The sequence below is a fragment of the Streptomyces griseoflavus genome (genome assembly GCF_014649995.1).
Taxonomy (GTDB): Bacteria; Actinomycetota; Actinomycetes; order Streptomycetales; family Streptomycetaceae; genus Streptomyces; species Streptomyces griseoflavus.
In genome coordinates, this window is record NZ_BMUC01000006.1 from 1 (window position 1) to 26,067 (window position 26,067).

Annotated in this window: 20 protein-coding genes and 3 pseudogenes; 13 read left to right on the top strand and 10 right to left on the bottom strand. The window is 70.3% G+C overall.

Annotation, left to right across the window (positions count from 1 at the left end; translation table 11 throughout):
* Positions 1-363 (bottom strand): annotated as a pseudogene (locus IE172_RS14450) (hypothetical protein); the annotation flags it as partial.
* A gap of 335 nt (positions 364-698) precedes the next feature.
* Entirely contained in the window at positions 699-2,426 is a 1,728-nt protein-coding gene (locus IE172_RS14455) for a protein kinase domain-containing protein (RefSeq protein ID WP_306432790.1), read from the bottom strand.
* 142 nt (positions 2,427-2,568) lie between these two features.
* Between IE172_RS14455 and IE172_RS14460 the strand changes: the two are divergent.
* Both IE172_RS14460 and IE172_RS14465 read left to right on the top strand, forming a co-directional pair.
* Positions 2,569-3,054: pseudogene (locus IE172_RS14460) on the top strand (SWIM zinc finger family protein); the annotation flags it as partial.
* Positions 3,051-5,702, top strand: a complete 2,652-nt coding sequence (locus IE172_RS14465; protein ID WP_190097632.1) for a DUF7825 domain-containing protein — start codon at positions 3,051-3,053, stop codon at positions 5,700-5,702. The pseudogene IE172_RS14460 and the gene IE172_RS14465, both read left to right, overlap by 4 nt.
* Before the next feature lie 372 nt (positions 5,703-6,074).
* On the opposite strand, the gene IE172_RS14470 is transcribed toward IE172_RS14465, so the two are convergent.
* Together IE172_RS14470 and IE172_RS14475 are read right to left on the bottom strand one after the other, a co-directional pair.
* The gene (locus IE172_RS14470) at positions 6,075-6,836 is read right to left on the bottom strand and encodes an SDR family NAD(P)-dependent oxidoreductase (RefSeq protein WP_190097633.1); all 762 of its coding nucleotides are present in this window, start codon (positions 6,834-6,836) and stop codon (positions 6,075-6,077) included.
* A complete protein-coding gene (locus tag IE172_RS14475; protein WP_055469143.1) occupies positions 6,833-7,255 on the bottom strand; it encodes a VOC family protein in 423 nt (140 codons plus the stop codon). Before IE172_RS14475 ends, IE172_RS14470 begins: the two co-directional genes overlap by 4 nt.
* Before the next feature lie 150 nt (positions 7,256-7,405).
* Between IE172_RS14475 and IE172_RS14480 the strand changes: the two genes are divergently transcribed.
* From IE172_RS14480 to IE172_RS14490, 3 genes are all read left to right on the top strand, one after another.
* Entirely contained in the window at positions 7,406-8,083 is a 678-nt protein-coding gene (locus IE172_RS14480) for a GntR family transcriptional regulator (RefSeq protein WP_190097634.1), read from the top strand.
* A 371-nt stretch (positions 8,084-8,454) separates the two neighbouring features.
* On the top strand, positions 8,455-9,330 hold the full coding sequence (locus IE172_RS14485; protein ID WP_190097635.1) for a helix-turn-helix transcriptional regulator: 876 nt from the start codon (positions 8,455-8,457) through the stop codon (positions 9,328-9,330).
* An 85-nt stretch (positions 9,331-9,415) separates the two neighbouring features.
* A complete protein-coding gene (locus IE172_RS14490) occupies positions 9,416-10,288 on the top strand; it encodes a helix-turn-helix transcriptional regulator (RefSeq protein ID WP_190097636.1) in 873 nt (290 codons plus the stop codon).
* A gap of 189 nt (positions 10,289-10,477) precedes the next feature.
* On the opposite strand, the gene IE172_RS14495 is transcribed toward IE172_RS14490, so the two are convergent.
* Positions 10,478-10,777 (bottom strand): Atu4866 domain-containing protein, encoded by a 300-nt coding sequence (locus IE172_RS14495; RefSeq protein ID WP_190097637.1) that lies wholly within the window; start codon positions 10,775-10,777, stop codon positions 10,478-10,480.
* Positions 10,778-11,167: 390 nt separating this feature from the next.
* Here IE172_RS14495 and IE172_RS14500 point away from each other — a divergent pair, with 390 nt between their 5' ends.
* From IE172_RS14500 to IE172_RS14510, 3 genes are all read left to right on the top strand, one after another.
* Positions 11,168-11,935 (top strand): Atu4866 domain-containing protein, encoded by a 768-nt coding sequence (locus tag IE172_RS14500; RefSeq protein ID WP_190097638.1) that lies wholly within the window; start codon positions 11,168-11,170, stop codon positions 11,933-11,935.
* 211 nt (positions 11,936-12,146) lie between these two features.
* Positions 12,147-13,532: an amidohydrolase family protein gene (locus IE172_RS14505; protein WP_190097639.1), complete on the top strand. Its 1,386-nt coding sequence runs from the start codon at positions 12,147-12,149 to the stop codon at positions 13,530-13,532.
* A 230-nt stretch (positions 13,533-13,762) separates the two neighbouring features.
* Positions 13,763-14,878, top strand: coding sequence for an MFS transporter (locus IE172_RS14510; protein WP_229886063.1), 1,116 nt, complete (start codon positions 13,763-13,765; stop codon positions 14,876-14,878).
* A gap of 798 nt (positions 14,879-15,676) precedes the next feature.
* On the opposite strand, the gene IE172_RS14515 is transcribed toward IE172_RS14510, so the two are convergent.
* Positions 15,677-17,266: an alpha/beta hydrolase gene (locus IE172_RS14515; RefSeq protein WP_190097640.1), complete on the bottom strand. Its 1,590-nt coding sequence runs from the start codon at positions 17,264-17,266 to the stop codon at positions 15,677-15,679.
* 312 nt (positions 17,267-17,578) lie between these two features.
* Between IE172_RS14515 and IE172_RS14520 the strand changes: the two genes are divergently transcribed.
* The 5 genes from IE172_RS14520 (at position 17,579) to IE172_RS14540 (ending at position 23,903) form a co-directional block, all read left to right on the top strand.
* Positions 17,579-19,642 carry a sensor histidine kinase gene (locus IE172_RS14520; RefSeq protein WP_190097641.1) on the top strand — a complete coding sequence of 688 codons (2,064 nt, stop codon included), beginning with the start codon at positions 17,579-17,581 and terminating at the stop codon, positions 19,640-19,642.
* Between the two features lie 140 nt (positions 19,643-19,782).
* Positions 19,783-20,454, top strand: coding sequence for a response regulator (locus IE172_RS14525; protein ID WP_190097911.1), 672 nt, complete (start codon positions 19,783-19,785; stop codon positions 20,452-20,454).
* 1,227 nt (positions 20,455-21,681) lie between these two features.
* Positions 21,682-22,149 carry a cupin domain-containing protein gene (locus tag IE172_RS14530; RefSeq protein WP_190097642.1) on the top strand — a complete coding sequence of 156 codons (468 nt, stop codon included), beginning with the start codon at positions 21,682-21,684 and terminating at the stop codon, positions 22,147-22,149.
* Positions 22,150-22,283: 134 nt separating this feature from the next.
* Positions 22,284-22,619 carry a beta/gamma crystallin domain-containing protein gene (locus IE172_RS14535; protein WP_190097643.1) on the top strand — a complete coding sequence of 112 codons (336 nt, stop codon included), beginning with the start codon at positions 22,284-22,286 and terminating at the stop codon, positions 22,617-22,619.
* Between the two features lie 420 nt (positions 22,620-23,039).
* The gene (locus tag IE172_RS14540; protein WP_190097644.1) at positions 23,040-23,903 is read left to right on the top strand and encodes a DUF1963 domain-containing protein; all 864 of its coding nucleotides are present in this window, start codon (positions 23,040-23,042) and stop codon (positions 23,901-23,903) included.
* A gap of 56 nt (positions 23,904-23,959) precedes the next feature.
* On the opposite strand, the pseudogene IE172_RS34500 reads toward IE172_RS14540, so the two are convergent.
* From IE172_RS34500 to IE172_RS14560, 4 genes and pseudogenes are all read right to left on the bottom strand, one after another.
* Positions 23,960-24,090: pseudogene (locus IE172_RS34500) on the bottom strand (transposase); the annotation flags it as partial.
* Between the two features lie 215 nt (positions 24,091-24,305).
* A complete protein-coding gene (locus tag IE172_RS14545; RefSeq protein WP_190097645.1) occupies positions 24,306-25,097 on the bottom strand; it encodes an effector-associated domain EAD1-containing protein in 792 nt (263 codons plus the stop codon).
* A 120-nt stretch (positions 25,098-25,217) separates the two neighbouring features.
* The gene (locus IE172_RS14550) at positions 25,218-25,397 is read right to left on the bottom strand and encodes a hypothetical protein (protein ID WP_190097646.1); all 180 of its coding nucleotides are present in this window, start codon (positions 25,395-25,397) and stop codon (positions 25,218-25,220) included.
* A gap of 375 nt (positions 25,398-25,772) precedes the next feature.
* On the bottom strand, positions 25,773-26,051 hold the full coding sequence (locus IE172_RS14560; RefSeq protein WP_190097930.1) for a hypothetical protein: 279 nt from the start codon (positions 26,049-26,051) through the stop codon (positions 25,773-25,775).
* Positions 26,052-26,067: the final 16 nt, after the last annotated feature.

A 26,067-nucleotide genomic window follows, 5' to 3' on the forward strand; every position in this document is an offset into this window, starting at 1 on the left:
CACAGCCGTCTCGGTCCCGGGCGGTATGTAGAGCGCCTTGCCGCCGCCCGCGTCCGACCAGGTGAACAGCAGGAGATGCCCCTCCCGGGGCAGCCCGTCGTCGAACAGCGTCCGGGGCACCGCCGCGAGGTCGAAGGAGGCGACGAAGACGTCGCCCATTTCCCACTCCATGTCCAGGGGCAGCTCCGGCGCCCCTCCGATGTAACCGATCACCCGGTCATCGGGCCGGACGCTCCCCGTGGCCTTCCAGTCGAAGTACACAGCCGTCTCCATGCTCCACAGCAGGCGGGTGATGGCGTCGTCGGAGACCCCGTGCCGCCGGGCGAAGGCCCGGAAGGCGCTGCTGCGGGACGTCTGCCCCACAGGATCTCCGGAGGGGCCGACGGTGCTGGTCCAGTTGTCCACGAAGTCGCTTTCTGATGAGGGATCGGTGACCGGCACCGTGCGGGCGGGCCCGATGCCTGATCAACACGGTAAGGCACCTCTCCGACAACATCCTTGCAGCCAAGTGCCAGCGGCCCTGCGGCTCTCCACACACAGCGTCCCCTTGGGCCATCGCCGCCCGTGGCCGAGGTCCGCTGTCCCACCAGCCGACCGCGGACCTGTATCAGCCCTGCCGCTGTGAACGCCGAGTCCCACCGCGAACAGTTGACAGTGCCCCCTGTTCTCCAAGCCGGCCATTCGGACTGTTGGGCGGGTCATGGCTGAAGCAGGCCGACGATCTCCCCCTCGGAGAGGGCACGGTCGAAGACCGTGACGTCCTTGATGCTGCCCGGGAAGTGATCGACCGGCCTCCTGCCGTAACGGCCCCGGCCGATGACGAAGGGCCCCTCGGACCAGATCAGGATCCTGTCACGGATCGCACCCTCCTGGACGCCGTTCACGAAGAGGCGCAACTCACCGGCGACGCTGTCGCAGACACCGGTCAGGTGGGTCCACGCACCGGCGACCGGTACGGACATCGACGTGACGCGCAGGTCCGGGCGGGCGAAGGCCCAGCGGCCCTCATCGGAGGAGTACTGGAGGTAGAAGCCGCTGGTTTCCTCGCCGTCCTGGCTGACCGCGGTGACGAAGTGGGGAGGGATCACACCGAGCCGGACCCACGCACCGACGGTGAAGCTGCCGCGTGCCGTGTCGATCACCGCGCCTTCGGTGGCCACTTCGCTGCTGAACCCGTTGAACTCGGCGCCCTCACCGTGGCGCGTTGCCCATCTGACCGCCGTGGCCGTGGCGTGGTGGCGTCCGGCGGCGTCCGTCGCCCGCGTTCCGGAACGTTCGTCGAGCCGCCAGGCCGCGACGGGGCGAGGCACCGCCGACACCGAACCGGGGCCGGGCACGGCTCCCGCGGAGATCGGCGAGTACCCGGACCCCGGACCGAACCCGGATGCGGGAACCGCTTCCTCCGCGTGGACGTCGGTGGCCGGAGCCATCACGTCGCGACCCATGGACCGGCGGGGGTCGCCCGGCGCGGACGCCCGCCCGCCGGACGACCCCGGCGGGGAGAGCGGCGCCCCGGCGTACTGGGTGAACATCTCCGCGAGGGTGGCGGGCCGCGTGGGCCCACCGGTCTCTCCGGTGGTGGCCGGGAGGCCGGACATCGGCATGTGCGGGGCCCAGGGAGCGGCCGGGGCCACCCGGCGGAGAATCTGCTGCGGAGTGGGGCGCAGTGCCGGTTCCTTGGCCAGGCAGTCGGTCAGCAGGGCGCGCAGCTCGGGGTCCGGGACGCCCTGAAGGTCCGGGGGCTCGTAGGCCACGCGGTAGAGCATGGCGGGCGCCGATCCCACGCCGAACGGGCCGGTCCCGGTGGCGGCGAAGGCGAGCACCGCGCCCAGGGAGAAGACGTCGCTGGCCGCGGTGATCTCGCCGCCGGCGACCTGCTCGGGGGACATGAAGCCCGCCGAGCCGATGGTGACCCCGGTCCTGGTGAGCGCGCTGGCATCGAGCGCGCGGGCGATGCCGAAGTCGATGACGCGCGGGCCGTCGTCGGTGAGCAGCACGTTGGAGGGCTTGAGGTCGCGGTGCACCAGGCCGGCCCGGTGGATGGAGACCAGGGCTTCGGCCAGACCCGCGGCCAGAGCGGCCAGCGTCACCGGGGGCAGGACCCCCTGTTCGGCGACCGCCTGGTGGAGCGAGGGGCCGGGGATGTAGCTGGAGACCATCCAGGGCTGTTCGGCCTCCGTGTCGGCGTCGATCACGGGGGCGGTGAAGGCTCCCCCGACCAGACGCGACACCTCCACCTCGCGTCGGAACCGGTCCCGGAACTCCGGCTCGTGCACCAGCGACGCGTGCACCACCTTGATCGCCACGGACCGGCCGCTCGGCGAACGCCCCAGGAAGACCCGCCCCATGCCGCCTTCACCCAGTCGACCCACCACCCGGTAGTCACCCAGGAAGTCTGGATCTCCCTGTTCCAACGGCTGCACCACGACGAACTCCTCCCGTACACACGCATCGAACCTGAGCAGCTTACGAGAGCGCAGTGGTGCCAGCGGCCTCACAACTTCCGGACAGCGACGCGGCGTTGAGCGGCAGCCACCGTCGGAGCAGCTACCGGCCGGCCGTAAGGGAGGTGCCAAAGGTGAGGGCGGCGTACTGAAGGCACTGGCCGACGACGAGACCGTCCAGGACGCGGAACTGGTGGCCGTGCTGCTGGCGTGGGAACCGCGGATCGACGTGAGTGCTCTGGCCGCGGCCTGCGGGCTGACCACCGCGCGGGTCCGGTCGGCGCTGATGCGCCTGGCGACCTCCGGCCGGGTGGGTTACGACACGGCCGAAGCAGCCTATTTCCACCGGCAGCTGCCCTACGATTCCGGTCTCGCCGAGCGCCACAACCCGAGGCTGCGGCATGCCCGTGCCCTGCTGTCGGCCAATGCTGTGACGCTGGACGGCGCGATGGGCACCGTCACGGCCGAGGACGGCCACACCCACCGGGTGCGCGAGGACGCCGGCGTCCTGAGGTGCAGTTGCCTGTGGTGGGCGAGATACGGGGGTGGACGCGGCCCCTGCAAGCACGCGTTGGCGGTACGCATGGCACGACGGGAGAGGAACAGTTGAGCAAGCTGATCGAAGCGGTGCGCGGCGGGCGGACGGACGACGTGGTGACGATCGTGAACGGCATGACGGCCGCCGAACGGCGTGGGGAACTGCCGGCGCTGAAGGCGTTGCGCAAGGAGTTCCGCGACGCCTGGGTGACGCCGCAGCTCCAAGCGGCCTCTCCTGCGCTGCTCGTGGCGGGCCTCGCCTGCCAGAGCGGAGCGGCGGCCGTCGCGTCCTGGCTCACAGCTTCCGGCTGGGAGCGCATGTGGGTGGCGGAGAAGAGATTCCTCCCCATGCTCGAGGAGCGCCCCGCCGGATTGCTGGCGGAGCTGGCGCACCGGATCGCCGACCGCAGGCCCTCCACGGACATCCGGTATCACCTTCTCGAAGCGATCGTGCAGGCGGCCCGATGCCCGATGCCGGTGACCGACGCCTCCGTGCACGCGTGGATACGCAACATCTACGGCAATGGCTGGAACACCGACGTGATCGCCGAGCGGCTGAGGCAGTCGCCCTACCTCAGGCCCATGGTGGCCGGCCTCTTCACGGCAGGGGGGACCGGCCAGGCGCTGAACAGCGGTCACTCCAACAAGGACAACCCTTGGCTTCTCGCTCTCGCGCGGCTCACCGCGGAAGGCACGCTCGACCGCGCCACCATGGTCGACGGATGTCTGGGGCGGCTGTTGCGCGGCGGCACGGCAGTGGACCAGCGGGTGTTCCACCGGCTGCTGCTCGACCTCGGTCTGTCCGCCGAGGAGCACGCCGGCCGTGTCGCCGACTGGCGGGCCCTGGCCGCCGACGCGCTCCAGCCCGTCGCCGTCCACGCCCAGTCCGTCCTCGCCGAGCTCGCCCTGACCGGCTCCCTGCCGACGCATGACCTGGCCGACATGACGCGAGCGGTGCTCACCCGGCCGGAGAAGAACCTGGTCCGAGCTCAGCTGAAACTGCTGGACACAGTGGTCACCCGCGACACCGCCACAGCCGACGCACTGCTCCCGGCCGCGTCCCACGCCCTCACCCACGAGGACACCGAAGCCCAGGAACGGGCCCTGAAGCTGATCGAGCGGCACGGGACACATCTGACCGACGCCCTCTCGCGTGAAGAGATCCTCACCTCGGCCGCGCCCATCGCCCCCGGCCTGCGCACCCGAGTGGCCGAAGCCCTGGGAACCGGAGCGGAAGAAGCTCTGCACGCGGCCGGCGAGGACACGCTGCCGCCCGTTCCGTCCCCGGTCGCGCTCGCGTCGCCGCCGGCCTCAGTGGCGGAGACGGCCGAGGAGACCGGCGCGCTGCTGGCCTCCCACGGCATCCTGCCCGTCGCCGACTTCGAGCGGACCCTGGACGGACTGGTGCGCTGGGCCCATGAGGATCGAGCAGCACTGCTGGAGGCGCTCAAGCCGGTAGCGGCGACGCGGTACTGGTCCCGCACCTGCCGCCGGCCTCTCCCCGACGACTCGGTCCCCTCCGCCTTCGCCCCCTCCCATGTCCGCTTCACCCCGCGACTCGCCCTCGACCTGGTCCTCGCCGGCCTCCACCAGCGGATCACACCGCGCACCGCGAAGGCAGTGCTCGACGGCGGGGACGCGCATGCCGGATGCCTCCCAGACGGCCCCTTCCGGGCCCGCTTCTGGGAGATCGCCCACAGGTTGCTCACCGATCCGCAGCCGTTCCTGCTGTCGACACCGAGCTGGGACAACGGGCTGCTGGAGCCCGGAGAACTGACCGACCGGCTGAAGACGTACCAGCGGCTGGGCGCCCACGTCGGAGCGTGCGACTTCGCACAGGCCCTGCTGCGGGTGCGCACCACGGACCGGGCGGCCGCCGAGGCCGCCGCCGAGCGGGCCGCGGTGCTGGGCACGCCGGAGGGACGGCGGCTCGCCGACTGGCTGCGGACCGGCGGCCTCACCGGCACGGTCCTGCACCGCACGGTGACGGACCAGACGACACCGGTCATCCGGTCCGGCGAGATCACGGCCTTGCACATGTTCCCACTCGCTTTCCGTGAGCTGGGGAGTCCGGCACTCGGTTCCCACCACCGGTGCTGGTGCGCCGCCACCGCGGCCGTCCAGCAGACCCACTGGCCCGCCCTCCTGCCGGAGCACCCCGAACTCATTGCCCTGCGGCTGATACAGCACGTCCTGCCCTGCGCGCAGTACCCCGAGAAAGATCCGGACGTCTGCTCTGTCCTGCCCTTGCTCGCGCAGTCACCCGGCGCGAGCGGGCCCGCGACGTCCCTGGTGGTGGCCGGCGGGCTCAGCGTCCAGCGCCAGGAGGACAGAATCGCCGCGGTCGACGCGCTGCTGCTGTTGGCGGCACAGAAGAAGCTGGATCCCGGTGCGCTCGCCACCGACCTCGGTGCGCTGATGCTCATCGGGATCGTCACTCCGAGCCGCCTGGCGGAGTCCCTGGGAACGGCCGCGTCCACCGGCGCGTACCGCACCGTCTGGACCGTGCTGCGTGACGCGCTGCCACCGCTCCTGTCCAAAGACCTCTCCCCCGCCGAATCCCGTGGCCTCGGCGAACTGCTCACCGTGGCCGCCGAGTGCGCCGAACGCACCGGAGCCCGGGGCGAGATACCCGGACTCGACCCGATAGCCGACCGGCGGGGCAGCTCACGGCTGGTGAGCCAGGCCCGTCGCCTACGCGCAGCACTTGCCGGCACGTAGGTCCGAAGAGGCGCGTCCGCCCGGGAGATTCTGCTGCAGGGGCACGTAACGCGGCAGGAACGGTCCGATGCCGGCCGGCTCGAGCGGGAGGGCCTCGGCGGCACGGAGTGCGGCCGAGGCCGGCGCCAGGACCTCCGAGCGCGACAACTCCTGTCGCTCGGGCAGCGGTCATGCCGAGTCGGTCTAGGGCGACGACGGCGGGGTGAGTCAGGCTGCGTTCGCCGTGGGCCCGTACCGCCGCGATCGACGAGCTCGGCCATCTTCGTTCTCAGCAGTCCCAGCTTCCCCCGCACTGTCACCTCCAGGCCGAGCTGCTGCCCTGCGTGGGCGGGGCCCCACACGCGCGCCGTTCTTCTCTCGCGCGGTTGGGTGTCAAGTGCGCAGGTGAGACGCGCCGTTGAGGTCGACGATGGTTCCCGAGGCCCATGCCGCGGCCGGGGAGGCGAGGAAATGCACCGTGGCGGCGACCTCTTCCGTGGTGCCGACGCGCCCGAAGGGACTCTCGGCGCGCAGACGTTCGCCTTCCGGGCCGGACAACTTCCCCGTCTGCCGTTCGGTGGCCACGAACCCGGGCGCGACGGAAGTGACCGCGATGCCGTGCGGAGCCAGGGCCACGGCCAGTGACTGACCGAGGGCGTGCAGCGCGGCCTTGGTGGCCCCGTAGGCGGGGAAATCGGGTTCGCCCCGGAACGCGCCGCGCGAGCCGATGTTCACGATCGCCCCGCCGGTGCCCCGGCCGACGAGGTGGCGGGCTGTGGCCCAGCACAAGTCGGCCGCGCCCAGCAGGTTGACGTCGACCATCCGCCGCCAGACCTGCTGCCAGTGCTCCAGCGGGGTCTCGGCAATGGGGTGCCGGGTGTCCGCCGCGGGTGCCACGGCCGCGTTGTTCACCAGCACGTCCACAGCGCCGAGCGCGGCCACCGCCTCGGCCACGGTCCGCTCGGCCGCACCTGGCTCGCCCAGGTCGGCCTGCAGCAGTGTGTGCCCGGTGCCGGGAAGCTCGCGCACCGTCCGTTCGGCGCCCGCACGGCGACCGGCGTACTGCACCGCGACACGGTCACCGCCGGCGGCGAAGGCCCTCGCGACGGCGCGGCCGATACCCCGCGATCCACCGGTGACGAGCACGCCCCTCACCGGGCGAACACCATCGACTCGTCACGGAAGGACTTGAACTCCAGGGCGTTGCCCGCGGGGTCGCGGAAGAACATGGTCCACTGTTCGCCGGGTTCACCGGGAAAGCGGCGATGCGGCTCGATGTCGAAGCGAACCCCCGCGGCTCGCAACCGCTCGGCGAACTGGTGGAAGGACTGTTCGGGCAGCAGGAGACCGTAGTGCGGGATCGGCACCCGGTGCTGTCCCACCACGCTGGTACCCGCCGGCTGCGGCACGGTCGGCACCAGGTGGGTCACCAACTGGTGGCCTTCGAGATTCCAGTCCACCCAGTGATCGGCGCTGCGCCCCTCGGGCAGACCCAGCACCTGTCCGTAGAAGCCGCGGGCGGCGACCAGGTCGTCGACCGGGACTGCCAGGTGGAAGGCGGGTCGGTGTGGCATCGGGGTCCCCTCTGGTGGAGTCGGCGGCCAGGGCAGCCTGACCCACCCGATGTCTTAATGTCAACATTAGGACAAGAGTCGGCTGGAAGTCCGGGGCGAGTCGCCTGGCCGGTCTGGTGGTTCCGATTGTCCGGATGTCAACATGGCGGCATGTCATCTGCACTGCCGAAGGCCGCCCGGCGCGGGCTGGCCGACGAAGCCGCCGACCTGGTGCGCGCCGCGATCTTCTCGGGTCACTTTCCGCCCGGAGCCCCACTGCGCGAAGTGGAGTTGGCCGAACGCCTCGGGGTCAGCCGTGGCTCGGTCCGGGAAGGACTGGCCCAGCTGGAGCACGAGGGGTTGGTGCGTGGCGGCTGGCACCGCGGCACCACCGTCATCAGGGTGACGGCCGAGGACGCGCAGGAGGTCTACGCGCTGCGGGCCGCGTTGGACCGCCTGGCCGCGACCACCGCGCGGCGAGCCGCGACCGCGGAGCAGCTGTCCGCGCTGGATCGGCTGGTGGCCGAGATGACGGCCGAGATCGCCGAGGGCGGTGACGCCCCCCGGCTGGTGGCGCTGGACATCGCCTTCCACGACCAGATCTACGCCGCGGCCGGGAACGGCAGGCTCACCTCCGCCTGGAAGGCGATCCGCTCTCAGGTGCACCTGTTCCAGTTGCGCCGCGTCGACGTGGCCTATGACCACTACCGCGCACGCGTGGTCGACGAGCATCGCGAGCTGGCCGCTCTCCTGCGCTCCGGCGACATCCGGACGCTGGCCCGCCGGGCCGAAAAGCATGTGGAATCCGCGCGGCGCAGTCTGCTGGCCGGTCTGCCGACCGCACCGTGACGTCAGGCACCACGTCAGGCACCGAGGCGTCCAGCCGTACCTGAGCGTGCCCGTATGCGCCAGGCAGCCGGAAAGCGGCGAGTGGCTGTGGGTGGGCTCCGGTTCCGGTTCCGGTTCGTCACCACGTCGTACCGGCTCGGATCTCCCGGCGCAGGGCGGACCGGCCAGGCAGACGCATGCCAAGACAGTGCTGAGGAGTCGCGGCGCTTCACCTGCGACGGGTGGGAAGCACTCGGCCTGTGCCGCCCTCGGAGAGCAAGGCCGTCGTCGACTCGGACAGGGGTGTGACTGTCCAGGGTGTGCTGTTCCCAGGGTAAGCGCACCCTCCCTCGCTTCTACGGCAGTGCGTCGCGCCGCTCTAGCCTCGACGTATGGACAGAGAGAAGGAGCTCGTCGACAACACGCTGGGAGGTTTCCTCCGGGCGCGGCGCGCCCGCCTGCGCCCCTGCGACGTGGGGATTCCCACCTCCGGTCGTCGCAGGGTGCCAGGTCTGCGACGTGAGGAGGTGGCCGCCCTCGCGGGGGTGAGTTCCGACTACTACACGCGTCTCGAACAGGGCCGCGAGCGGCATCCGTCCCGGCAGATCCTCGAGGCCGTGGGGCGGGCACTGCAGCTGGACGGCGAAGCGATGGCCCACCTGCACCGCGTGGCCGGCCCGACCACCCGCCGGACACGCCGAGCACCGCGCGTGGAACGAGTCGCCCCACACCTCAGGCGTCTCCTCGACACGTGGCGTGACACGCCTGCCTTCGTCATGAGCCCCGTACTGGACATCCTGGCCCGTAACCGGCTCGCGAGCGTTCTTCACGCCGACTTCACTCACAGTGACAACTTGTTGCGCATGACGTTCCTGGACCCGGTCGCGCGGCGGTTTCACCGGGACTGGGACCGTGCGGCCGAGTCGACGGTGGCCACATTGCGCCGTGCGGCCGGCATCGATCCCGAGGATCCGCGCCTGAGCCAGGTCGTAGGTGAGCTGTCCCTGAGAAGTGCGGACTTCTCCACGCTGTGGGCGCGGCATGACGTGCGCGCCAAGACGCGGGAGGCGAAACGCTTCCACCATGCTCAGGTCGGTGACCTGGAACTGCACTTCGAGTCCTTCACCGTCAACAGCGCCCCGACGCAGCAGCTCGTCGTCTACCAGGCCGAACCAGGCACGGCGTCCGCCGACGCACTGTCCCTGCTCGGCTCCCTCAGTGCCGGCGCAGTGGCCGAGGAGCCGGCGGCCAGCGCCGCGCTCGACTGAGTCGCCGCCGTTCGGGCCGGGTCCACCGGCCAGGCCCGCACGAGAGGGACGAAGGGCGGGCCGGCCTCTCCGTTAGGTTGGAACAATGAGCGACACCACTCCCTTGGGAGACTTTCTGAGAGCACGGCGCGAAGCCCTGAAACCGCTGGACGTGGGGCTTCCGGAGCACGGGCGCCGGCGGGTGCCGGGGCTGCGCCGTGAGGAGGTCGCCATGCTCGCCGGGGTGAGCGCCGACTACTACATGCGCCTGGAACAGGGACGGGAGTCCAGCCCGTCCCCGCAGGTGATCGACGCGGTCGCCGCCGCCCTGCGCCTCAGTGACGAGGCGCACGACCATCTGCGCAGGCTCACCAGGGCGCCCCAGGAACGTCGCGGTGTTCCGGCCGGCGACGACAGGGTCCACCCCCACCTTCTGCGGCTGATCGACGGCTGGCCCGACACCCCCGCCTTCGTTCTGGGCCCGGCCCTGGACATCCTGGCGCGCAATGCGCTCGCCGCGGCCCTGCACAGCGGATTCCAACGGTTCGACAACCTGGCTCGCATGGTCTTCCTCGACCCGGCGGGACGTGCCTTCTACAGGGACTGGGACGACTCCGCCCACTCGTGCGTGGCCGAACTGCGTGCGGCCTTCGGACACGACCCCGAGTCCCCGCGGATCACCGAGGTCGTCGACACGCTCCGCGGGAGGAGTCCCGAGTTCGCCGGGCTGTGGGCACGGCACGAGGTCAGGAGCAAGACGCAGCAGGAGAAGTACCTGTCGCATCCCGAGGTGGGTGCTCTGGAGATCCAGTTCTCGGCCTTCACCGTCGGGGGAGCCCCGCATCAGCAGCTGGTCGTCTACCAGGCAGAGCCGGCGAGCGCCACCGCGGCCGCCTTCGCCGTGCTCCGGTCCGGTGCCGACGGAGAGGCACCGGTGGAGATGGTGCGGGAGGTGTCGCTGTCGTTCGACGGCAGCTGACTGTGGTGTGAGCCCGCTCGTGGAGGGGCCCTGAACGAGAAGGAGGGCCCGTCGGCCGGCGACGGGCCCTCGCTGTGACAGCGGGCATGTCAGAGCCTGTGAGGCCGACGGTGCCCCACACCGTCGGCCGCCCGCTCTCGGAGTCGCAGCCCGAAGCCGACGGCCCGACGGGAGTCCAGGAGGGGGTCCTCAGCCGCGCGACCCCGTACCGTCCCGCCGGATGCGGTGATCGCCCTCACGGTAGAGCACCAGATGCTCATGGAAGAGAACCCCGTCACGAACGTCCCCCGTGGCGGTGAAGCCGGTGTCGTCGACGTAGTCGATGTGGTTGCCGCTGACGGTGTACCGGCCGGTGTAGGCACTCCGGCGCCGTCCACGGGCCTCGTCGTAGCGGCCGTTCGGCAGTAGTTCCTGGCGGATGAATCCGTCCGCGGTCACCCACATCCCGACGTACGGGTGCGGAGCGCGAGGCGTGTCGTTGCTGGTCATGGCCTCACTCTCGGGCCCGTCACGGGAAGTGGCCAGGCCGCCGTACCCCCGGGTACGGGCTTCCTGGGAGCCGTGCACCCAGAATGCGGGCCGGAACGCAGCGGGAGTGCCGTGCCGGGACGGACCGACGTCTCGGACGCGGTGCACCGGGCCTGTGCCGGACTCGCCATCTCTTCGCCGGCCATCGTGCCGGCTCCCCCGCCGCTCTCCTCCGGCCGGGCATGGCTGGGTGCCGTGCACCCGGGTGCACGGCGGCCTGGTTCCGCTTGTCCGGCCGGACGAACCTGGTGGTCGTGCGGCTGCCGTGACGCCGAGCAGCCGCGACCCGCCCGTGAGGAAGCCCGCTTCGTTCGCCGGGCGGACCGAAGAGCCGAACCCCTGAGGAAAACGATGACCACCAACGACACCCACGCCCACACCGGCGCCCTGAGCTGGCACCCGGAGGCGCTCGCCGAGATCCTCTCGAACGACGGGGGCCGCCCCGTCCTGTTCACCAACGCCCGGATCGTGACGATGGACCCGCTGATCGGGACCATGACCGGTGCCGACATCCTGTTCGTCGGCGACCTGATCGTCGGCGTCGGCCCCGGCATCATCACCGCGGCGCAGGACGACAACGCCATCGTCGTCGACTGCACGGGCACGACCATCGTCCCCGCCGTAGTGGACACCGTCGCCCTGGTCGGCGGCCGCGGCCGGCGCTCGGAGTACGTCGCGACGCTGACGCCCGGCAACAACACCGACTTCCTGGTGGTGCCCGACGAACTCGCCGCCGACGTGCCGAGCGCGGTGGCCACCCTCGTGTCCCATCCGGAGCAGGTCCGCGCACTGGTCGCGGCCGGCCGTCCCGTCCGGTGGTCGGGCACGGAGATTCCCGGCGGGCCCACAACCCCCCAGGCCGGTATCCCCGCCGCTCCGGACCTGACCGGCAGCCCGCGGCTCGGCGTCTGGATCGACCGGCAGGACTTCCTGCACCAGGAACTCACCGCGGACGGCCTTTACGACGAGACACGGGGCGGCCGCCCCCACGCCTACCAGGGGCGGTTCTGGATCGACGGCGACCGCATCGACTACCTGGACGACCTCGGCTTCTGGGCCTACGGAGAGTTCAGGGGCGACGAGCTGCACCACGCGGGCTACGTCATGAAGCTGGGCTGAGCCGCCCGGCCGGCAACGGCCGAGCCGCCCGCACACACGGCGACAACACCGGGTCCGGACCGTGCCTCCGCAGCCTTTCGGTCCTGGACGCGCGACGCCCGGGTGAACGGCGCCCTGGCTGCCGGGGCCGGCCCCGCCAGAACCGGAAACCGGGCTGCCGGGCGTTCCCGGCAGCCCTCCCCCTCCCCGAAGTACTGAAAGCAGCTTTTCCATGACCCACGTCAACGCCATCGCCGCCCTCGAACAGCTCCGCCGTCGCCCCGCGGCCGAACGGCGCATCCTGTTCACCGGCGCGACCGTCGTCACCATGGACGCCGACCTCGGTGTCCTGCCCAACGCCGACCTGCTCGTCGAGGGCGACACCATCACCGCCGTCGGTCCCGGTCTCGAGGCCGGTGACGCCGTGGTCGTCGACGCCACCGGCGCCGTCCTCAGTCCCGGCTTCGTCGACACCCACCGGCACGCCTGGGAGGCCCAGCTGCGCCGGATCATGCCGGACGTCGACGACCTCGGCGCCTACGTCATGTCCACCCTGGCCGGCTACGCCACCGTCTACCGGCCTCAGGACATGTACACCGGCACGAAGCTCGCCGCCCTCACCGCGATCGACAGCGGCATCACGACCATGCTCGACTTCTCCCACAACTCCCGCACCCCCGAACACTCCGACGCCGCCGTCGAGGCTCTCCGCGACACCGGCATCCGCGGTGTACACGCCTCCATGGGCCCGCACTTCGGTGACTGGGACAAGCAGTGGCCCGGCGACCTGACACGCCTCAGGGAGAAGTACTTCCACAGTGACGACCAGCTGCTGACCCTGCGCCTGGCGACGCTCGCCACCGACGAGATCGCCGGCACGGCCCTCGCCTACGGCCCCGAACTCGCCCGCGTCGCCAAGGACCTGGGCATCGGGGTGAGCGTGGACGCGGTCTTCGGGACAGCCTCCTCCGAGGTGATTCTGAACTGGGCGAAGGACGGCATCCTCGGCAGCGACGTCACCCTGATCCACGCCACCGGACTGAGCCCCGAAGCATGGAAGGCGATGGGGGAAAGCGGCACCACCGTGGCCCTCGCCCCCACCTCCGACGCCCAGATCGGCCTGGAGACCGCGATCCCCGCCGTCGACGAGGCTTTGTCCGTCGGCATCCGTCCCGGGCTGAGCATCGACGTCGAAGTCGCCCTGGCCAGCGACATGTTCACCCAGATGCGGGCCCTGCACGCCATCCAGCGGATGCGGGCCGTCAACGCCGCCCACGGCACCGGCCGGCAGCCGGTCCGCATCACCACCCACGACGTCCTGGACTTCGCCACCCTCCAGGGCGCCCGCACCAACGGCCTCGCCGGCGTCACCGGCTCACTCACCCCCGGCAAGAAGGCCGACCTGCTGGTCATCCAGGCCGAGGACCTCAACAACATGCCGCTCAACGACCCGATCGGCACCCTCGTACTGGGCTCCGACGCCCGCAACATCAGCACCGTCCTCATCAACGGCGAGCCCCGCAAGTGGGACGGACAGGTCCTCGACGTCGACCTGCCCGCCCTGCGCAGCGAGGTCCGCGCCTCGCGCGAGTACGTGCTGAACACCCACGCAGCCTGATCATCCCGTCACCGCCCCCGGCCGGTCCCTCGCCGGCCGGGGGCGACCCGGTCCCCGGCGCCTGCCATCGGCCGGTCATGCCGCACACGGGGCCACCAGACGTTCCTTCGGAGTCCCCATGTCCCACCCCACCAGCGCACTCGATCGCACGACCGGGAGCGGAACGCCCGGTCGGCCACCAGGCTGGGCCCCGGCCGCCAGGACCACAGCGGCTGCTCACCACGCTGGGCATGCTGATGGTCGGTCAGATGTACACCGTCCTGGCACTGCTGCACCCCATGGCCACCGAGTTCGGCACCACACCCGGTCAGGTCACGTGGACGGCGACGGCGTTCGGTTTCGCCTACGCAGCCGGGTTCCTCTTCGCCGGCCCGCTCTGCGACCGTTACGGACCACGCGCCGTGATCACCGTGAGGCTCGCGGCCGCCACGGCGTCCACCGCGGCGGTCAGCGCGGTCTCCGACCTTCCCACCGCCGTCGTGCTGCGCAGCCTGCAGGGACTGACCGCCGCGACCTTCGCCCCTGCCGCGCTCTCCTACGTCGTCCGGCACATCGCGCCTCGACACCGCGGCACCTCCCTCACCTGCATCACCAGTGGCATGCTCGCCGCCGCCGTCGTTGTTCAGGTCGGCGCGCAGGCCGTTGCGGCCGGAATCGGCTGGCGTGCGGTCTTCTGGATCAGTGCCGTGCTGATGGCCCTGAACCTGTTCCCGGTGCGCCGGGTCCTGCGACCCACTCCGCGTGGAGGCACCGACGGCGGACTGCTGCAGGCGTTCGCGGCGATGCCGCGGCTGCTGCGACAGCCGCGGCTGGGCGCCCTGTGCCTGTCCACCGTCGCCCTGATGACGGCTTTCGTCTCCCTCTACACGGCGGTGGCCATCGCGGGCCCACCGGCCGTCACCGGCGATGCCACCGCGATCCTCGCCCTGCGGGCCAGCGCGCTCCCCGCCCTGATCGCCGTACCCCTGCTGGTCCCCGTGCTCGGGCGGCTGCCCGCGCCCCTGCGCGCGGCCCTCGCCTTCGCTCTGGCCTCTCTCACCGTCGCCACCGGTTCCTTCCTCGGTGGTCACACGGCGCTGCTCGCCCTGGCCCTGCTGCTGTTCGTGGCCGCCGTCGCGGTAGCGGCGCCCGCGGTCGTCGAAACCATCAACGCCAACGCCCCGCAGGCACGTGGTGCGGCGGTCGCCCTCTACGGGTGCAGCATGTTCATCGGCGCCAGCCTGGGCCCACAGCTCGCCGGTGCGCTCACGGGACTGAACTTCGACGGCATTCTGCTCGTCGTCGCCGGGGTGCTCCTTCTGGGCGCCTTCCTGATCGTGCCGGCCATGCGCTACTCCACCCCGTGACCCCCGCCATCGGCCCGGCACACAACGCATCGGCCCCCGCAAGGACCTCCCCCGACAGCCGTACGCCGACCGCTGCTCCCCTGGCGTACCACGGGCCCGCCCGCGAGAGCCGGAACCGCCGCCGGCCGAACGCCCCGGGCTCGGCAGCGGAGTCCGTCCGGTGCGGATGCCGGTCATCGAGGCGCATCGGACGGAGCAGAAGCGTTGTCCGGGCGGTCAGCGGAAACGGTCTGCCGGAACCCGGGGGCGACGATCTCTGGCCCGCTCCCCTCCTGACCGCTGATCAGAAACCCGTCCGTGACGAGACCGTCGTCCTTAGTACGATGGGCGGTCTCCGGACCCGCCGCCTCACCGGACCGGATACCGCCCCTGAACGGCGCCCTCGGGGCCCGAACCCGGTGGTACCGCACCCAGCCGGGTCTCCGTCCGAGCCCCGGCTGTCATCGGCACCGATGTAGTGGTCGGACCGTCGCGTCGCACGGGATGGTCAACGGTGAGCGGACACTGTCCGCGCTGTGCCATCCGCCCCCAACCGTTCAGCGCCTACGGAACCTCGGCAGGGGCGCGCCCACAGCACGAGGAGCACCGGGGCGGGTGGGACGTCGTGGCCGCCGGGGGACCGCGCCGGGCTCCAGGCGGCCCGGTCCCTGAGCCGTGCGGGCGGCGACCCGCCGGACGCAGACCTTGGTGATCCGGCGGGCCTGAGGCCGGGCGGGTTCACCTCACCGTCCACGCCGGCGGGCAGCGGACCTGCCCGCAGCCGGGGACGGTGGCTCCGGGAAGCCTCGGGACGCAACGTCACGAGCAGACGGTGCCATTCGCCGGGACCGTCCCGTCGAGCAGATACGCGTCGACCAGCTCGGTCAGGCAGTCGTTGACAGCGTAGGTGCCGTGCCCCTCACCGTCCACGGTGAGGTGGACGCCGACCTTCTCTCCCAGTTCGTTCGCCATCTTCTTGGCACCCTCGTAGGGAGTGGCCGGATCACCGGTGTTGCCGATGACGAGGACTGGGTTCGCGCCGTCGGCCGACACCTCGACGGTGGATGCGTGGCCGTCAGCGGGCCAGCCGGTGCACTGGAGCAGCCCCCAGGCCATCCAGTCGCCGAACACCGAAGATGCCGTGCGGAATCGGGGCAGGTGGCGGTGTACGTCCTCAAGGGTGAAGCGGTCCTTGTAGTCCGCGCAGTTCACCGCGGTGTTGGCTGCGTTGATGTTGGCGTATCCGTCGTCGTCGATCCGTTCGTTGAGGAGGTCGGAGAGCAGCAGCAGTGCGCTGCCGTCGCCGTCCATGGCGGCGGCCAGTCCGCCCCTGAGCAGCAGCCAGCTCTCCTGGTCGTAGAGGGCGGCGGCGATGCCGTTGAGGGCGTGGCTCTGAGTCAGGGGACGCCCGAACTCCGTGGGCAGGGGGTCGGTGTCCAGGCGCTCGAGCAGCGCGATGATGTCCTTCTCGCCCTGCTGCGGGTTCGTGCCTTCGAAGAAGCAGGAGTCCTGCCGTGCGCAGTCCTCCAGGAAGTTGCGCAGTGCGCCCTGGAACCCCTTCGCCTGGCCGAGGGCACCGTGCAGGGCGTCCTCGGTGGGGTCGACCACGGCGTCGAAGACGAAGCGCCCGACACGCTTCGGGAAGAGATGTGCGTAGACGCCGCCGAGCTGTGTGCCGTAGGAGATGCCGAAGTAGTTGAGTTTCTCGTCGCCCAGGACGTGGCGCATCAGGTCGAGGTCACGTGCGGCCTCCTGGGTGCCGACGTGATCCAGCACCGCGCCCGACTCGCTCTGGCAGGCCCGGGCGAACGCGCGTACCCCACGCTCGCGGGCCTTCTCCTCCGTGGCGTCGTCAGGGGTGGCGTCCGCGGCCAGCCAGGCGTCCATGGCCTTCGTGTCCAGGCAGTGCACGCCGGCACTGTCCCCGACCCCGCGAGGGTCGAAACTGACCAGGTCATAGCGCTTGTGAAGCGTCATGTACTCGTCGCCGGCGGCGAGGGGAAGGGTGAGCACCCCGGAGCCGCCGGGGCCGCCGAAGTTGAAGACCAGGGACCCGAGGCGCTTCTCGCCGGAGTCCGGGGACGCCTTCGCCCGGATCAGGGCCAGATCGATGGTTTCGCCGTCGGGGTCCGCGTAGTCCAGCGGAGCCTTCATGGTGCTGCACTGCCACGTCGTTCCGTCCGGCAGCTTCTCGGGCCTGTCTCCGCCGCCCTGGGCCGTGGACGGAGCGGAGCACGTGCTCCACTTCAGTTCCTGCTCGCTGAGAGCGGTGGGCACCGCGGGTATCGCGGCATCGCCGCGAGCGTCGTCGGCGGTCTCGGGGTTGCAGGCTGTCACCGCGGTGGCCGCCAGCACGGCGAGCGACGCCAGGGCGACAGCGGTCCGGGACATGCGAGGTTGTGCGGGCATGCTTGTGCCGGTCTCCAGTTGGTGTGGGTGATACGGGCGCAGTGGACAGCCGCTCACACGAAGTCGTGGTGGTGGGCGTACCGGTCGGTGCGTGTGCCCTGGAAGGACCTGATCCCCCCGGAGGCTCGACGCGACGACGCGATCCATGTGCCGATCCTTTCGCGCTGAACGTGCCGCCCCGTCGCCCGCCGGAAGGATCGTCGCCTAGTCCGCGGGACATAGAGCGGTGGCGCGACCGCAGGGCCGGCACCGCGTGACCCCTTGAACCCCGCGGTGTCGGGGAGGGCGACGCCCGGCCATACACTTGCGCCAATGGGGAAAGGACGTCGGGTCAGGCCACTGCCGGTACTGTTCATGGGAGCGCAACTGCTGCTGTGGTTCAGTGTCGTTGCGTCTTCGAAGGAGCCGCCGGACACCGTTGAGTGGATCACCGCCTTCTGTGCCACGGCGCTCGCTGTGGTGGCGCTCGATCGGCGTCACCGGGCACCGCTCGCCGCCCTGGGCGTCATCGTCGCGGTGTCCGTGGTGGGACAGATCCTGGCGCCACCTGACCTGCTGGGCCTGGTACCGGGGCTGGCGGTCATGGTGGCGCTGTTCACCGTCACCGTTCTGTGCAGCTGGCCCGTCGGCCTGGGCGCGACCGCGGCTGTCGCCGTCGTCCAGCTCCTGCAGGCGGCCGCACGGCACGGCGTCGGCGGTCTTCTCCTCTCCGACTGGCTCACTGGTGTCGGCCCTTTTCTGCTGGTGTCCGCTCTCGGCACCGGCCGCCGGCACTGGCTGCGGGAACGGCAGGCCACGGCGGAGCGGCTGGCCGGTGCCGAGCAGCAGCAGGCGCAGGCCGCCGAGGCGGAACGGGAACGGCTGGCCGGTGAGTTGCACGACATCAGCGCGCACCACCTCACCTCCGTCGTGGTATCCGTCGAGGCCGCCCGCAGGCTCGGTGACAGCAGGCCCGACCTGGCCGCGGAGGCACTCGCGTTCGCGCGCCGCACCGCACGGGAGACCCAGTCCGCACTGCGGCGTCTCGTAGCGGTCATGCAGGTGGACGACCCACCGGCTCCCCAGGCGATGACCGCTCCGATCGAGACGCTGATCGCCGGATTCGGCAGGCTGGGCCGCCCCGTCTCCGTCTCCCTGCCCGCTGATCTCACCGGACCCGCGGCGGAAGCGGCCCACGGCATCATCCGGGAGGCCCTGACCAACGCCCTTCGCTACGCGCCGGGCGCCGCGGTCAGCGTGCGGGTGCAACGGGCCGGGGACACTTTGCATCTGACCGTCGACAACGGCAGGCCGCCCGGCGGCACGGACACCGGCACGGCGGGGATCGGCTCCGGCCGGGGGGTGGAAGGAATGCATCGGCGTGCCGCCGTCCTCGGCGGGAGGCTGTCCGCGGGACCCCGCCCCGACGGAGGCTGGCGCGTACACGCCGTGCTCCCCGACGCCGCGTCCGGCCCTCGGCCGAGCCCAGGGCGTCGGCGCGACTTTCCTCGCGAACAGCGGATCGCGGACAGGGCGGTCTTCGGCTCGGCCGCCGCGGTGGCGTCGGGCGTCGCCCTGACGAAGGCGGAGGACGCCGGCTACGGGGCCGGCACATGCCTGCTACTCGTGTCGGTGCTGACCCTCCACGCACTGCCGTTGCTGTGGCGCCGCCACGCGCCCTGGGCGGTCCTGGCGGTGACCGGGGCCGCCGCCCTCCTGTGGCCGGTTCTGCTCCGCGGTGGTGCGCTGCCGCCGTCCTCCGCGATCTGCTTCCTCGGCGGCGGCATCGTCGCACCGGCCGCGGTCTACGCGGTCGCGGCGTACGGCCGGGTCCTGAGAACCGCGCCCGTGCCCTCCGGCCGACACGTCCCGCCGCCGACGGCGCATCCACTGACATCTCCGGCGGGCTCACGGCTGTCGTTTCTGTCCGTGCCCGCCGCGGTTCTCCCGTCGGCGATCTCCTTCACGTCCGCCTTCGCCGCCGACGGGACGCTGCTCGGAGACCCGGCCGGGCCTTTTCTCGTGCTGTTTCTCGCCTGCTGGACGCTGTTCCTGTCCGGCCTGGGATGCACGGCCGCCTGGGGGGCGGGATGGCTGATGCACAGGCGTCGCAGGCGGGAACTGGGCCGGGAGGACACGGCCCTCACCACTGTGCTGTCGAGCACGAGGGCCATGGTCCACGGCGAACGGCAGCGAGTCGCCGTCGGTCTGCGGGAGACGGTGCTCCGGCAGACGGACCGGATGATCTCCTCGGCTGAGGAGGGCAGCCTGGAGCAGGTGGCCGCGGCTACGCGGGCGACACTGAGCGCCATGCGCCAGTTGCTCGGAAGCCTGGACGCCGGCAGAGCGCCGAAAGCGCCTCGAAGAGCCGTCGTGACGAACACCCCTCGCATGTAGAAGTGTCCGTGCCGACAGGTCGGCGACTGCGTGGCGGCCTCTGGATGCGCACGCCGACCTGGTGGGTCCCGCGCACCGCCTCCATGGGAGGATGCGGCGCAGACAGTGGCCCGGGTGCGGGCGAAGAGAGGAGCAGGACCATCGGTATCCGTGTGCTGGTCGTGGACGATCAGGCGATCGTCCGCGCGGGTTTCGTGGCGATCCTGACGGCCGAAACCGACATGACCGTGGTCGGCGAGGCAGCGGACGGTGACGCGGCTGTGGCGATGTCGGCACAGCTCGCGCCCGACCTGGTGCTCATGGACATCCGCATGCCGGGTATGGACGGACTGACGGCGACCCGGCTGATCACCAGTCACGGCAGCGGCTCTCGGGTTCTCGTGCTCACCACGTTCGACCTCGACGCCTATGTCTACGAAGCTCTGCGCGCCGGGGCCTCCGGCTTTCTGCTCAAGGATTCCGAGCCGGAGGACCTCCTGGCCGCGATACGGGTGGTCGCCTCCGGTGACGGCGTCCTCGCGCCCGCGGTCACGGGGCGTCTGATAGCAGCCTTCGCTCGGGGGGCCTCCTTCGCTCCGGAGATCACAGGGGCGCTGGAGAGCCTCACCAGCCGCGAACGCGAGATCCTCGTCCTCGTCGCCACGGGCCTGAGCAACGCGGAGATCGGCGCGCGTCTGGAAGTAGCCGTGGGAACGGTGAAGGTGCACGTGAGCTCAGTGCTCAACAAGCTGAGCCTACGGGATCGTGTGCAGGCGACCATTTTCGCCTACGAGAGTGGGCTGGTCCGCCCGTCGGTGACGCCGGCTCTCTGAGCGGCCCTCCGCTTGCCTGCCACCAGAGCGATCAGAGGGAGAGTTGGCCGCGAAGCCGGCAGGCGCTATCGCGGACCCGCGGACGACTGCGCCGGCGCTGCCCTGCGCGGGCCGACTCCGCCCAGCCTTTTTCGCCTGCCGTCCAAGACCCCGAAAGCAAGGCCGCCCAGCGCGGAAGGGCCGGGCCCCGGAACAGTCACCGCCGGGCCTTTGTCCGCTCCCCGTGCGCTGCTGCTCGGCAGGTACGACCACGAAGACCACCGGCAGCGAAGGTCACGAAACCCGCACGGGTCGTTCCGTGATCTCACTGCGACGATCCGTGCCGTCGAGACACGGGGTTCTCGGACGGATGAGACGGCGCGTTGCTCCTGCCGGCGATCGACGAGTCGCGTCGCATCAGTTACTGAAGCAACGCCAAGGTCACTTGTACGGCATCTTCCATGCATGATTCCTGGCTTCTCCTGCCCATGAAGCTCCCCTCACGCCCTTCGCGGAAGTGAACCTCGCCGGCGGTCGAGACAATCGGCACTGCTGGGAGTGCGTCGTTCGACGGTCGGCGAGACGGCCGCCGACCCTGCGGCTCATTCCTCACAAGAGGGACACAAGGCGCCATGTTGCTGTCACTCGTCCAGCCGCCACATCGCGGCATCGTGTGCTCGGATATGTCCCGCAGCCCCGACGAGAGGCTCGATACACGAGGAGGAAGGGACCCACCGTGCCCGCACACACCGTCTGGGAAGGAACCCGCTCGAGGGCGAGCGCGCCGTCGCCTTCGTTTCCTCCGGCATCGGCGAGCAGACGAGCGGCAGCAGGGCTCCCGAGGAGCTGACCGCGGCCGCCCGCTTCTGCCGCTCCTTCATGCTGTTGGCGGACGGACCCACCGAGGCGGGAACTACCCGGCTCCCACGGCGGGCAGACAATTCTCCGGCGACTCCTGGGAGACCACACGCTCCGCAGTCGTCGACGTAACGGGCCGCTCCGGCGAGCCGCCGTCACTGCCCCGGCGACACCCCCGCGACACCCCCGAGAACGCCACGCCCTCCACGAGCGGCGCTGTTCTCGCCACCCGTCCGGCGAGCATCTTCGCCGACCGCTCTTCGACCGTTCCCGGCACCGGATGGGCGCGAGGTGGCGGCCGACGTGCCCGTGGTTCGGGCACAGGCCACGCCTCTTCCCGCAAGCAAGGCGCAACACAGCACTTCCCGCACCCGCAAGAAAGTACGATCCATGTCTTTGCCCCCACTGCACATACCGCCGGACGGCGGCTCCCCGGTGTTCCTCGTAGGGGACACCTACACCACCTTGCTCAGCGCCGCTGACACCGGCGGTGAGCTGTCCCTGGCCGAGGCCGTCGTTCCGGCCGATGCCGGCCCCCCGCCGCACACCCACCATGGCGAGTCCGAGACGTTCGTTCTTCTTGACGGAACACTTCGGGTGACCGTCGGTGACGAGCAGTTCGACGTCGAGCCCGGAGGGGTTGTGTACGTCCCCAAGGGAGTTCGTCACTCTTTCAAGAACACCAGCCCGGGCCACCCCGCCCGCATGTACTTCCTCTATGTGCCTGGCGGCATGGACGGCATGTTCCAGGAGATCGGCCGCCCCGGTGTCCGGGGCCAGGTCGGCCCTCCCCTCGACCCGGCCGATGTGGTCGCCATGGGTGAGGTTGCCGAGAAGTACGGCTACACCCTCGGCTGAACGACCGCCCCTCCGCGACGCCGCCGCAACCGCCGTACCCGGTGCTCGGGCGGACGTTCACCAGACGCATACCGGCCACCGGCCACGGTGCACCGAAACCCGATGCTGCTCCCACCATGTGAAGGAAACCCGTCATGAAGCGTGTCACTCAGCGAACGACGCTGGTCATGGCTGCTGCCGCAGCCGTGGCAGTCCTCATACCCGCAGGCCCTGCCGCTGCCATGAACAGGACCGACTGCGGCAACCGAACCGACTTCGTGAAGGTCTGGTACAACGGCGGCAAGAACACCGCCTGTTTCGCCAACGCGGGTGTCCAGGACGTTGACCTGCCCAACGCGGTAAAGGTCTCGTCCGGCAACAACCGCATCCGCTTCGTCGTGGGCGGGGACATCTACACGATGGACAAGTGGGCGACCAAGGTGGATGTCGAAGGCCAGAGCAAGAAGCTGACTCGCCTGCGGATCTTCTGAACCGCGAGTCCGGGGCGGTGCCTTGACCCCTCTGACCGGCCGCCACCACGACTGAGCCCAGTCAGCCGCTGCGGTAACACAAGGCAGTGTCGGGCAGTTGCCCGACGACGAAGCCGCGAGGGTCGTCGAACACCGCGTCGCGTCAAGCTCGCAGGTGCCTTCCACCCAGGCTGCCTGGGTGCCCAGGCCCTGTTGCAGAGTCCACGAAGTCGTTCGGGAAGCCCGGCGGCGGACGGTGCCCCTGCTGGGCAGGCAATCCGTGGCACACCAAGTTGATCAGCGACCTCCTCAACCGGAAGAGTTGACAGCACAGCCGGACCAACGGCCGACTGATCTTGATGGAAGTGCCTGGCCGTCTGGCTGAACGACCCGCAGACAGGGGCACACGGCGCTGTCAGCCCTCCCCTGTATGTTCGGCCCATGAACTCTGCGAAGCGGACCCGCCTGCACCCCTTCCGGGACAAAGCAATGGCGCGTGGCATTTCGGCGGAAGACGTGGAGCAATGGCTGGGCCTGGCCCGCCCTTGCGCAATGCTGACACCGGCCAAGGAGGGAGCGGGGGCCGTCGTGGGCCGGTTCGGCGGCCCTCTGATGCTTCCCGTCGATGTCTCCGTCCCTGATGATCCCTTCGTTGCTTCCGTCGATCTCTCTGCGTTGCCGGCCGACGCCTCTGACCTGCCGCTGCCGAAGGACGGACGCCTGCTCTTCTTCGCCTGGCCCGAGAGCGACTACCCCAGTCCCGCCGGCCAAGTGATCTACGTTCCTGCAGGCACTACGGTGACGGAGCGGGACAGCCACGCTTGGAACCCAAGGGGCATAGAGCAGTACCGTGCCATGTTCGACAGCTACCCTCAGGGACCCATGCGATGGAGAGCTGACCTGTCGCTCCCCTGCCATTGGGCAATCGAGATTCCCCACGAGCCATGGAGCGCAGCTCTCCCCGGCCATCCCCGCGCCAAGGAACTTGTCCAGGTATGGAGGGAGACACAGGACGACATCGCACCTTCGGAGCTGTTCCAGCTCGGCGGGTACGCGGATGAGGAGGTGGTCCATCTCGATCCGGTCGACATCGCCGTCGCAACGGTCACCGACGCGGTGAAGGCGGGGTCATGGGAGGGCCCGGTCTCGGCCGACTCCGCTGACTGGGTGCTGCTCGCCGACTGGCATGCCGGCCGGGACGTGACGGGTTACGAAGGCTCCACCGTCCACTGGGTGATCCAACGCGACGATCTGGCAGCACGACACTTCGAACGCGCCTTCACGACCGTCTACTGGAACCCCTGACCGAAGCCAGGCCGGGGAACTCTCTCGCGGTAGCCGCGAGGGCAGACATGCGGTGCCGCAGCCTGCCGGTCCGAGGTGCGGTCGGCCGACCAGCGGCGGAAGCGCTCGTAGACCGGTTTCCACGGCCCGCACCGGTCGTACAGCTCCCGCCGTGCGGCGCCGGTGGACATTTCCACAGGACCCCGTTTTCCTTGGCGAACGTCAGGATAAGCGGGAGGGCAGCGAAAATGGGACTGATGAGCGGCGGCGGTGAGACCGACAAAGAGACCCCGGGGCGCTGGCCTCAAGCGTGCCCTGCACAGTGGGGTTTGGGCTTACACGGCGGGAAGCGTGGCTGAGCTCATGGTCAGGACGATTCTGTGGCGGCTCCCGCGGTGCTCCCGGGTGAGTGGCCGCTGGGCGTCAGTCGCACTCCGGCACGTTGAAATCCGTGTGGTGGTTGTCTTCACCGGGTTTGTCGCCGTTCATAAACGAATTGGCGGGTGCGTAGTACTGGCTGTTCCACGGCTGTGAAGCGATGAGGTACCAGTTGCCGTCGGGCAACACACTGTCCATGCTGGGCGCGTGCCTGCGACACACGACGTCAACTTCCTGCCAGGCTCCCACCCTCGGGCCGGTGATCGACAGCCGTGTTGGGTCTTTGAAGGTTCGCGCGCCATTGCTGCCGGCCTGCTCGCTGAAGGTCGTCCCTTCGACGGCGGAGGCAGTCGCCGTGATGCCCGATGACTCGCCTGTCTTAACCGGCGCGCTCGTGACCGTCTTGGTTCCCTTGGAGTCATCCTCGGGGTGATCATCGCCAAGCAGACCGAAGACGCCTGTCACTGCCGCAGCGATGACAGTCGCCACCCCTGCGATCACGGCCGCAACGATGACGACCTGGTTCGCTGTCAGAGACGAGCCCGGCCCTGGCGGCGGCTGTGGGTCGGGAGGAGGGTTCTGACCGGAGCTCGAGGAAGTGCCGATCGGGTTCGCCGGGTACTGGGTCTCATCTGCCGTGAGAATGCTGCCCCGACCGTCGGCCATAACGCCGGACTCGATCTCCTGATTGACCTCGTACCAGAACGAGCTGGCGTCAGTGAATTCAGGCACACGGTCCCTCGGGTATCCTGCCCGTCCGAGTAATTGCCGAGCCTTGCGGGACTCGTAGTAGCGCTGCGCAAGCGCCTGGAGTTCCTCATCGGTGAACCCTGTCAACGTCCCTCCCTCTACGGACAGTCATCGCCGGCGTGCCGCCCTCACTGCACTGCGGGCGATCACCGTGGGCGAACACACGCCTCCGAAAGCAGTGACCAACTTACACGGCGTCAGGGACGGTCACCGACCGTTTACTCGCAAGTCGACATCGGCATCAAACATGCCGGCCTGCCTGGTTGCGCGCGCCTTCGGGCCGTCTGCGTGCCAGGAACACCGGCAGCGCACCATCTCTTCGCCGGCCGGCCTTTTCTTGATGTCGCCGACTGTCCGCTCCAGGTGGGTGTCGGCCAGGTCGCCCATCACGCATACCTCGTCCAGCGTGGGCAGAGGCATTGCGGTGGTGCCCGGCCACCTGTCGGCCGCCCAAGCTGGATCGCCAGGTCGAGCAGGGGCGGACTACGTCGGAGCAGGGCGCCCAGGCAGACGGGTTCGAGGCGGATCTGTGGACGCCGGAACGGGGCGGCGTGGCGGTTGAGCGGGTGACCGAGGTGACACCGGCCCGGGCCTCGGTATGGCGCCTGCTGACCGGGCGGCTGGGATGGAGTCTGCAGCGGTCTAGGCGCCGGCCTCGCGGCCTGTCTGATCAGCCTGATGTACGAAGGCGACCAACAGTTCTGCGGCAGTGCTGCCTTGCGCGGGTGGGGAGGAAGCGGCGCTGCCGCCCCACCCGTCCGGTCAGGACGTGCAACCACAGTCGCAGGTCTGTCGGTTGCCACAAGCATTGGGCCGAGTCCCCGGGCGGCGGCGCATGGTCGGCTGGTGACGCCATGCACGGTGTGCGGCAATAAGCGCGGACCGCTCGTCGGGCGCGGTGCCGCGCAGGATCATGCGCAACGTGATCAGGTCACGGACGATGCCCGCGAGATCGGCAAGCATGTGACGCGGTCGTCGGATGAGGCGGATCAGGAGCCCTACCGCCACAGGGGTGACGATGAACAGGACGTGCTCGGGCATGGCTTCTCTCCTGTGG

What these genes read in the sequence shown, in the direction of transcription:
- IE172_RS14475 (WP_055469143.1), bottom strand. Translation starts at nt 7,255, where the DNA reads ATGCCACACCGACCCGCCTTCCACCTGGCAGTCCCGGTCGACGACCTG.
- IE172_RS14480 (WP_190097634.1), top strand. Translation starts at nt 7,406, where the DNA reads ATGTCATCTGCACTGCCGAAGGCCGCCCGGCGCGGGCTGGCCGACGAA.
- IE172_RS14485 (WP_190097635.1), top strand. Translation starts at nt 8,455, where the DNA reads ATGGACAGAGAGAAGGAGCTCGTCGACAACACGCTGGGAGGTTTCCTC.
- IE172_RS14490 (WP_190097636.1), top strand. Translation starts at nt 9,416, where the DNA reads ATGAGCGACACCACTCCCTTGGGAGACTTTCTGAGAGCACGGCGCGAA.
- IE172_RS14495 (WP_190097637.1), bottom strand. Translation starts at nt 10,777, where the DNA reads ATGACCAGCAACGACACGCCTCGCGCTCCGCACCCGTACGTCGGGATG.
- IE172_RS14500 (WP_190097638.1), top strand. Translation starts at nt 11,168, where the DNA reads ATGACCACCAACGACACCCACGCCCACACCGGCGCCCTGAGCTGGCAC.
- IE172_RS14505 (WP_190097639.1), top strand. Translation starts at nt 12,147, where the DNA reads ATGACCCACGTCAACGCCATCGCCGCCCTCGAACAGCTCCGCCGTCGC.
- IE172_RS14510 (WP_229886063.1), top strand. Translation starts at nt 13,763, where the DNA reads ATGCTGATGGTCGGTCAGATGTACACCGTCCTGGCACTGCTGCACCCC.
- IE172_RS14515 (WP_190097640.1), bottom strand. Translation starts at nt 17,266, where the DNA reads ATGCCCGCACAACCTCGCATGTCCCGGACCGCTGTCGCCCTGGCGTCG.
- IE172_RS14520 (WP_190097641.1), top strand. Translation starts at nt 17,579, where the DNA reads ATGGGGAAAGGACGTCGGGTCAGGCCACTGCCGGTACTGTTCATGGGA.
- IE172_RS14530 (WP_190097642.1), top strand. Translation starts at nt 21,682, where the DNA reads ATGTCTTTGCCCCCACTGCACATACCGCCGGACGGCGGCTCCCCGGTG.
- IE172_RS14535 (WP_190097643.1), top strand. Translation starts at nt 22,284, where the DNA reads ATGAAGCGTGTCACTCAGCGAACGACGCTGGTCATGGCTGCTGCCGCA.
- IE172_RS14540 (WP_190097644.1), top strand. Translation starts at nt 23,040, where the DNA reads ATGAACTCTGCGAAGCGGACCCGCCTGCACCCCTTCCGGGACAAAGCA.
- IE172_RS14550 (WP_190097646.1), bottom strand. Translation starts at nt 25,397, where the DNA reads ATGGGCGACCTGGCCGACACCCACCTGGAGCGGACAGTCGGCGACATC.
- IE172_RS14560 (WP_190097930.1), bottom strand. Translation starts at nt 26,051, where the DNA reads ATGCCCGAGCACGTCCTGTTCATCGTCACCCCTGTGGCGGTAGGGCTC.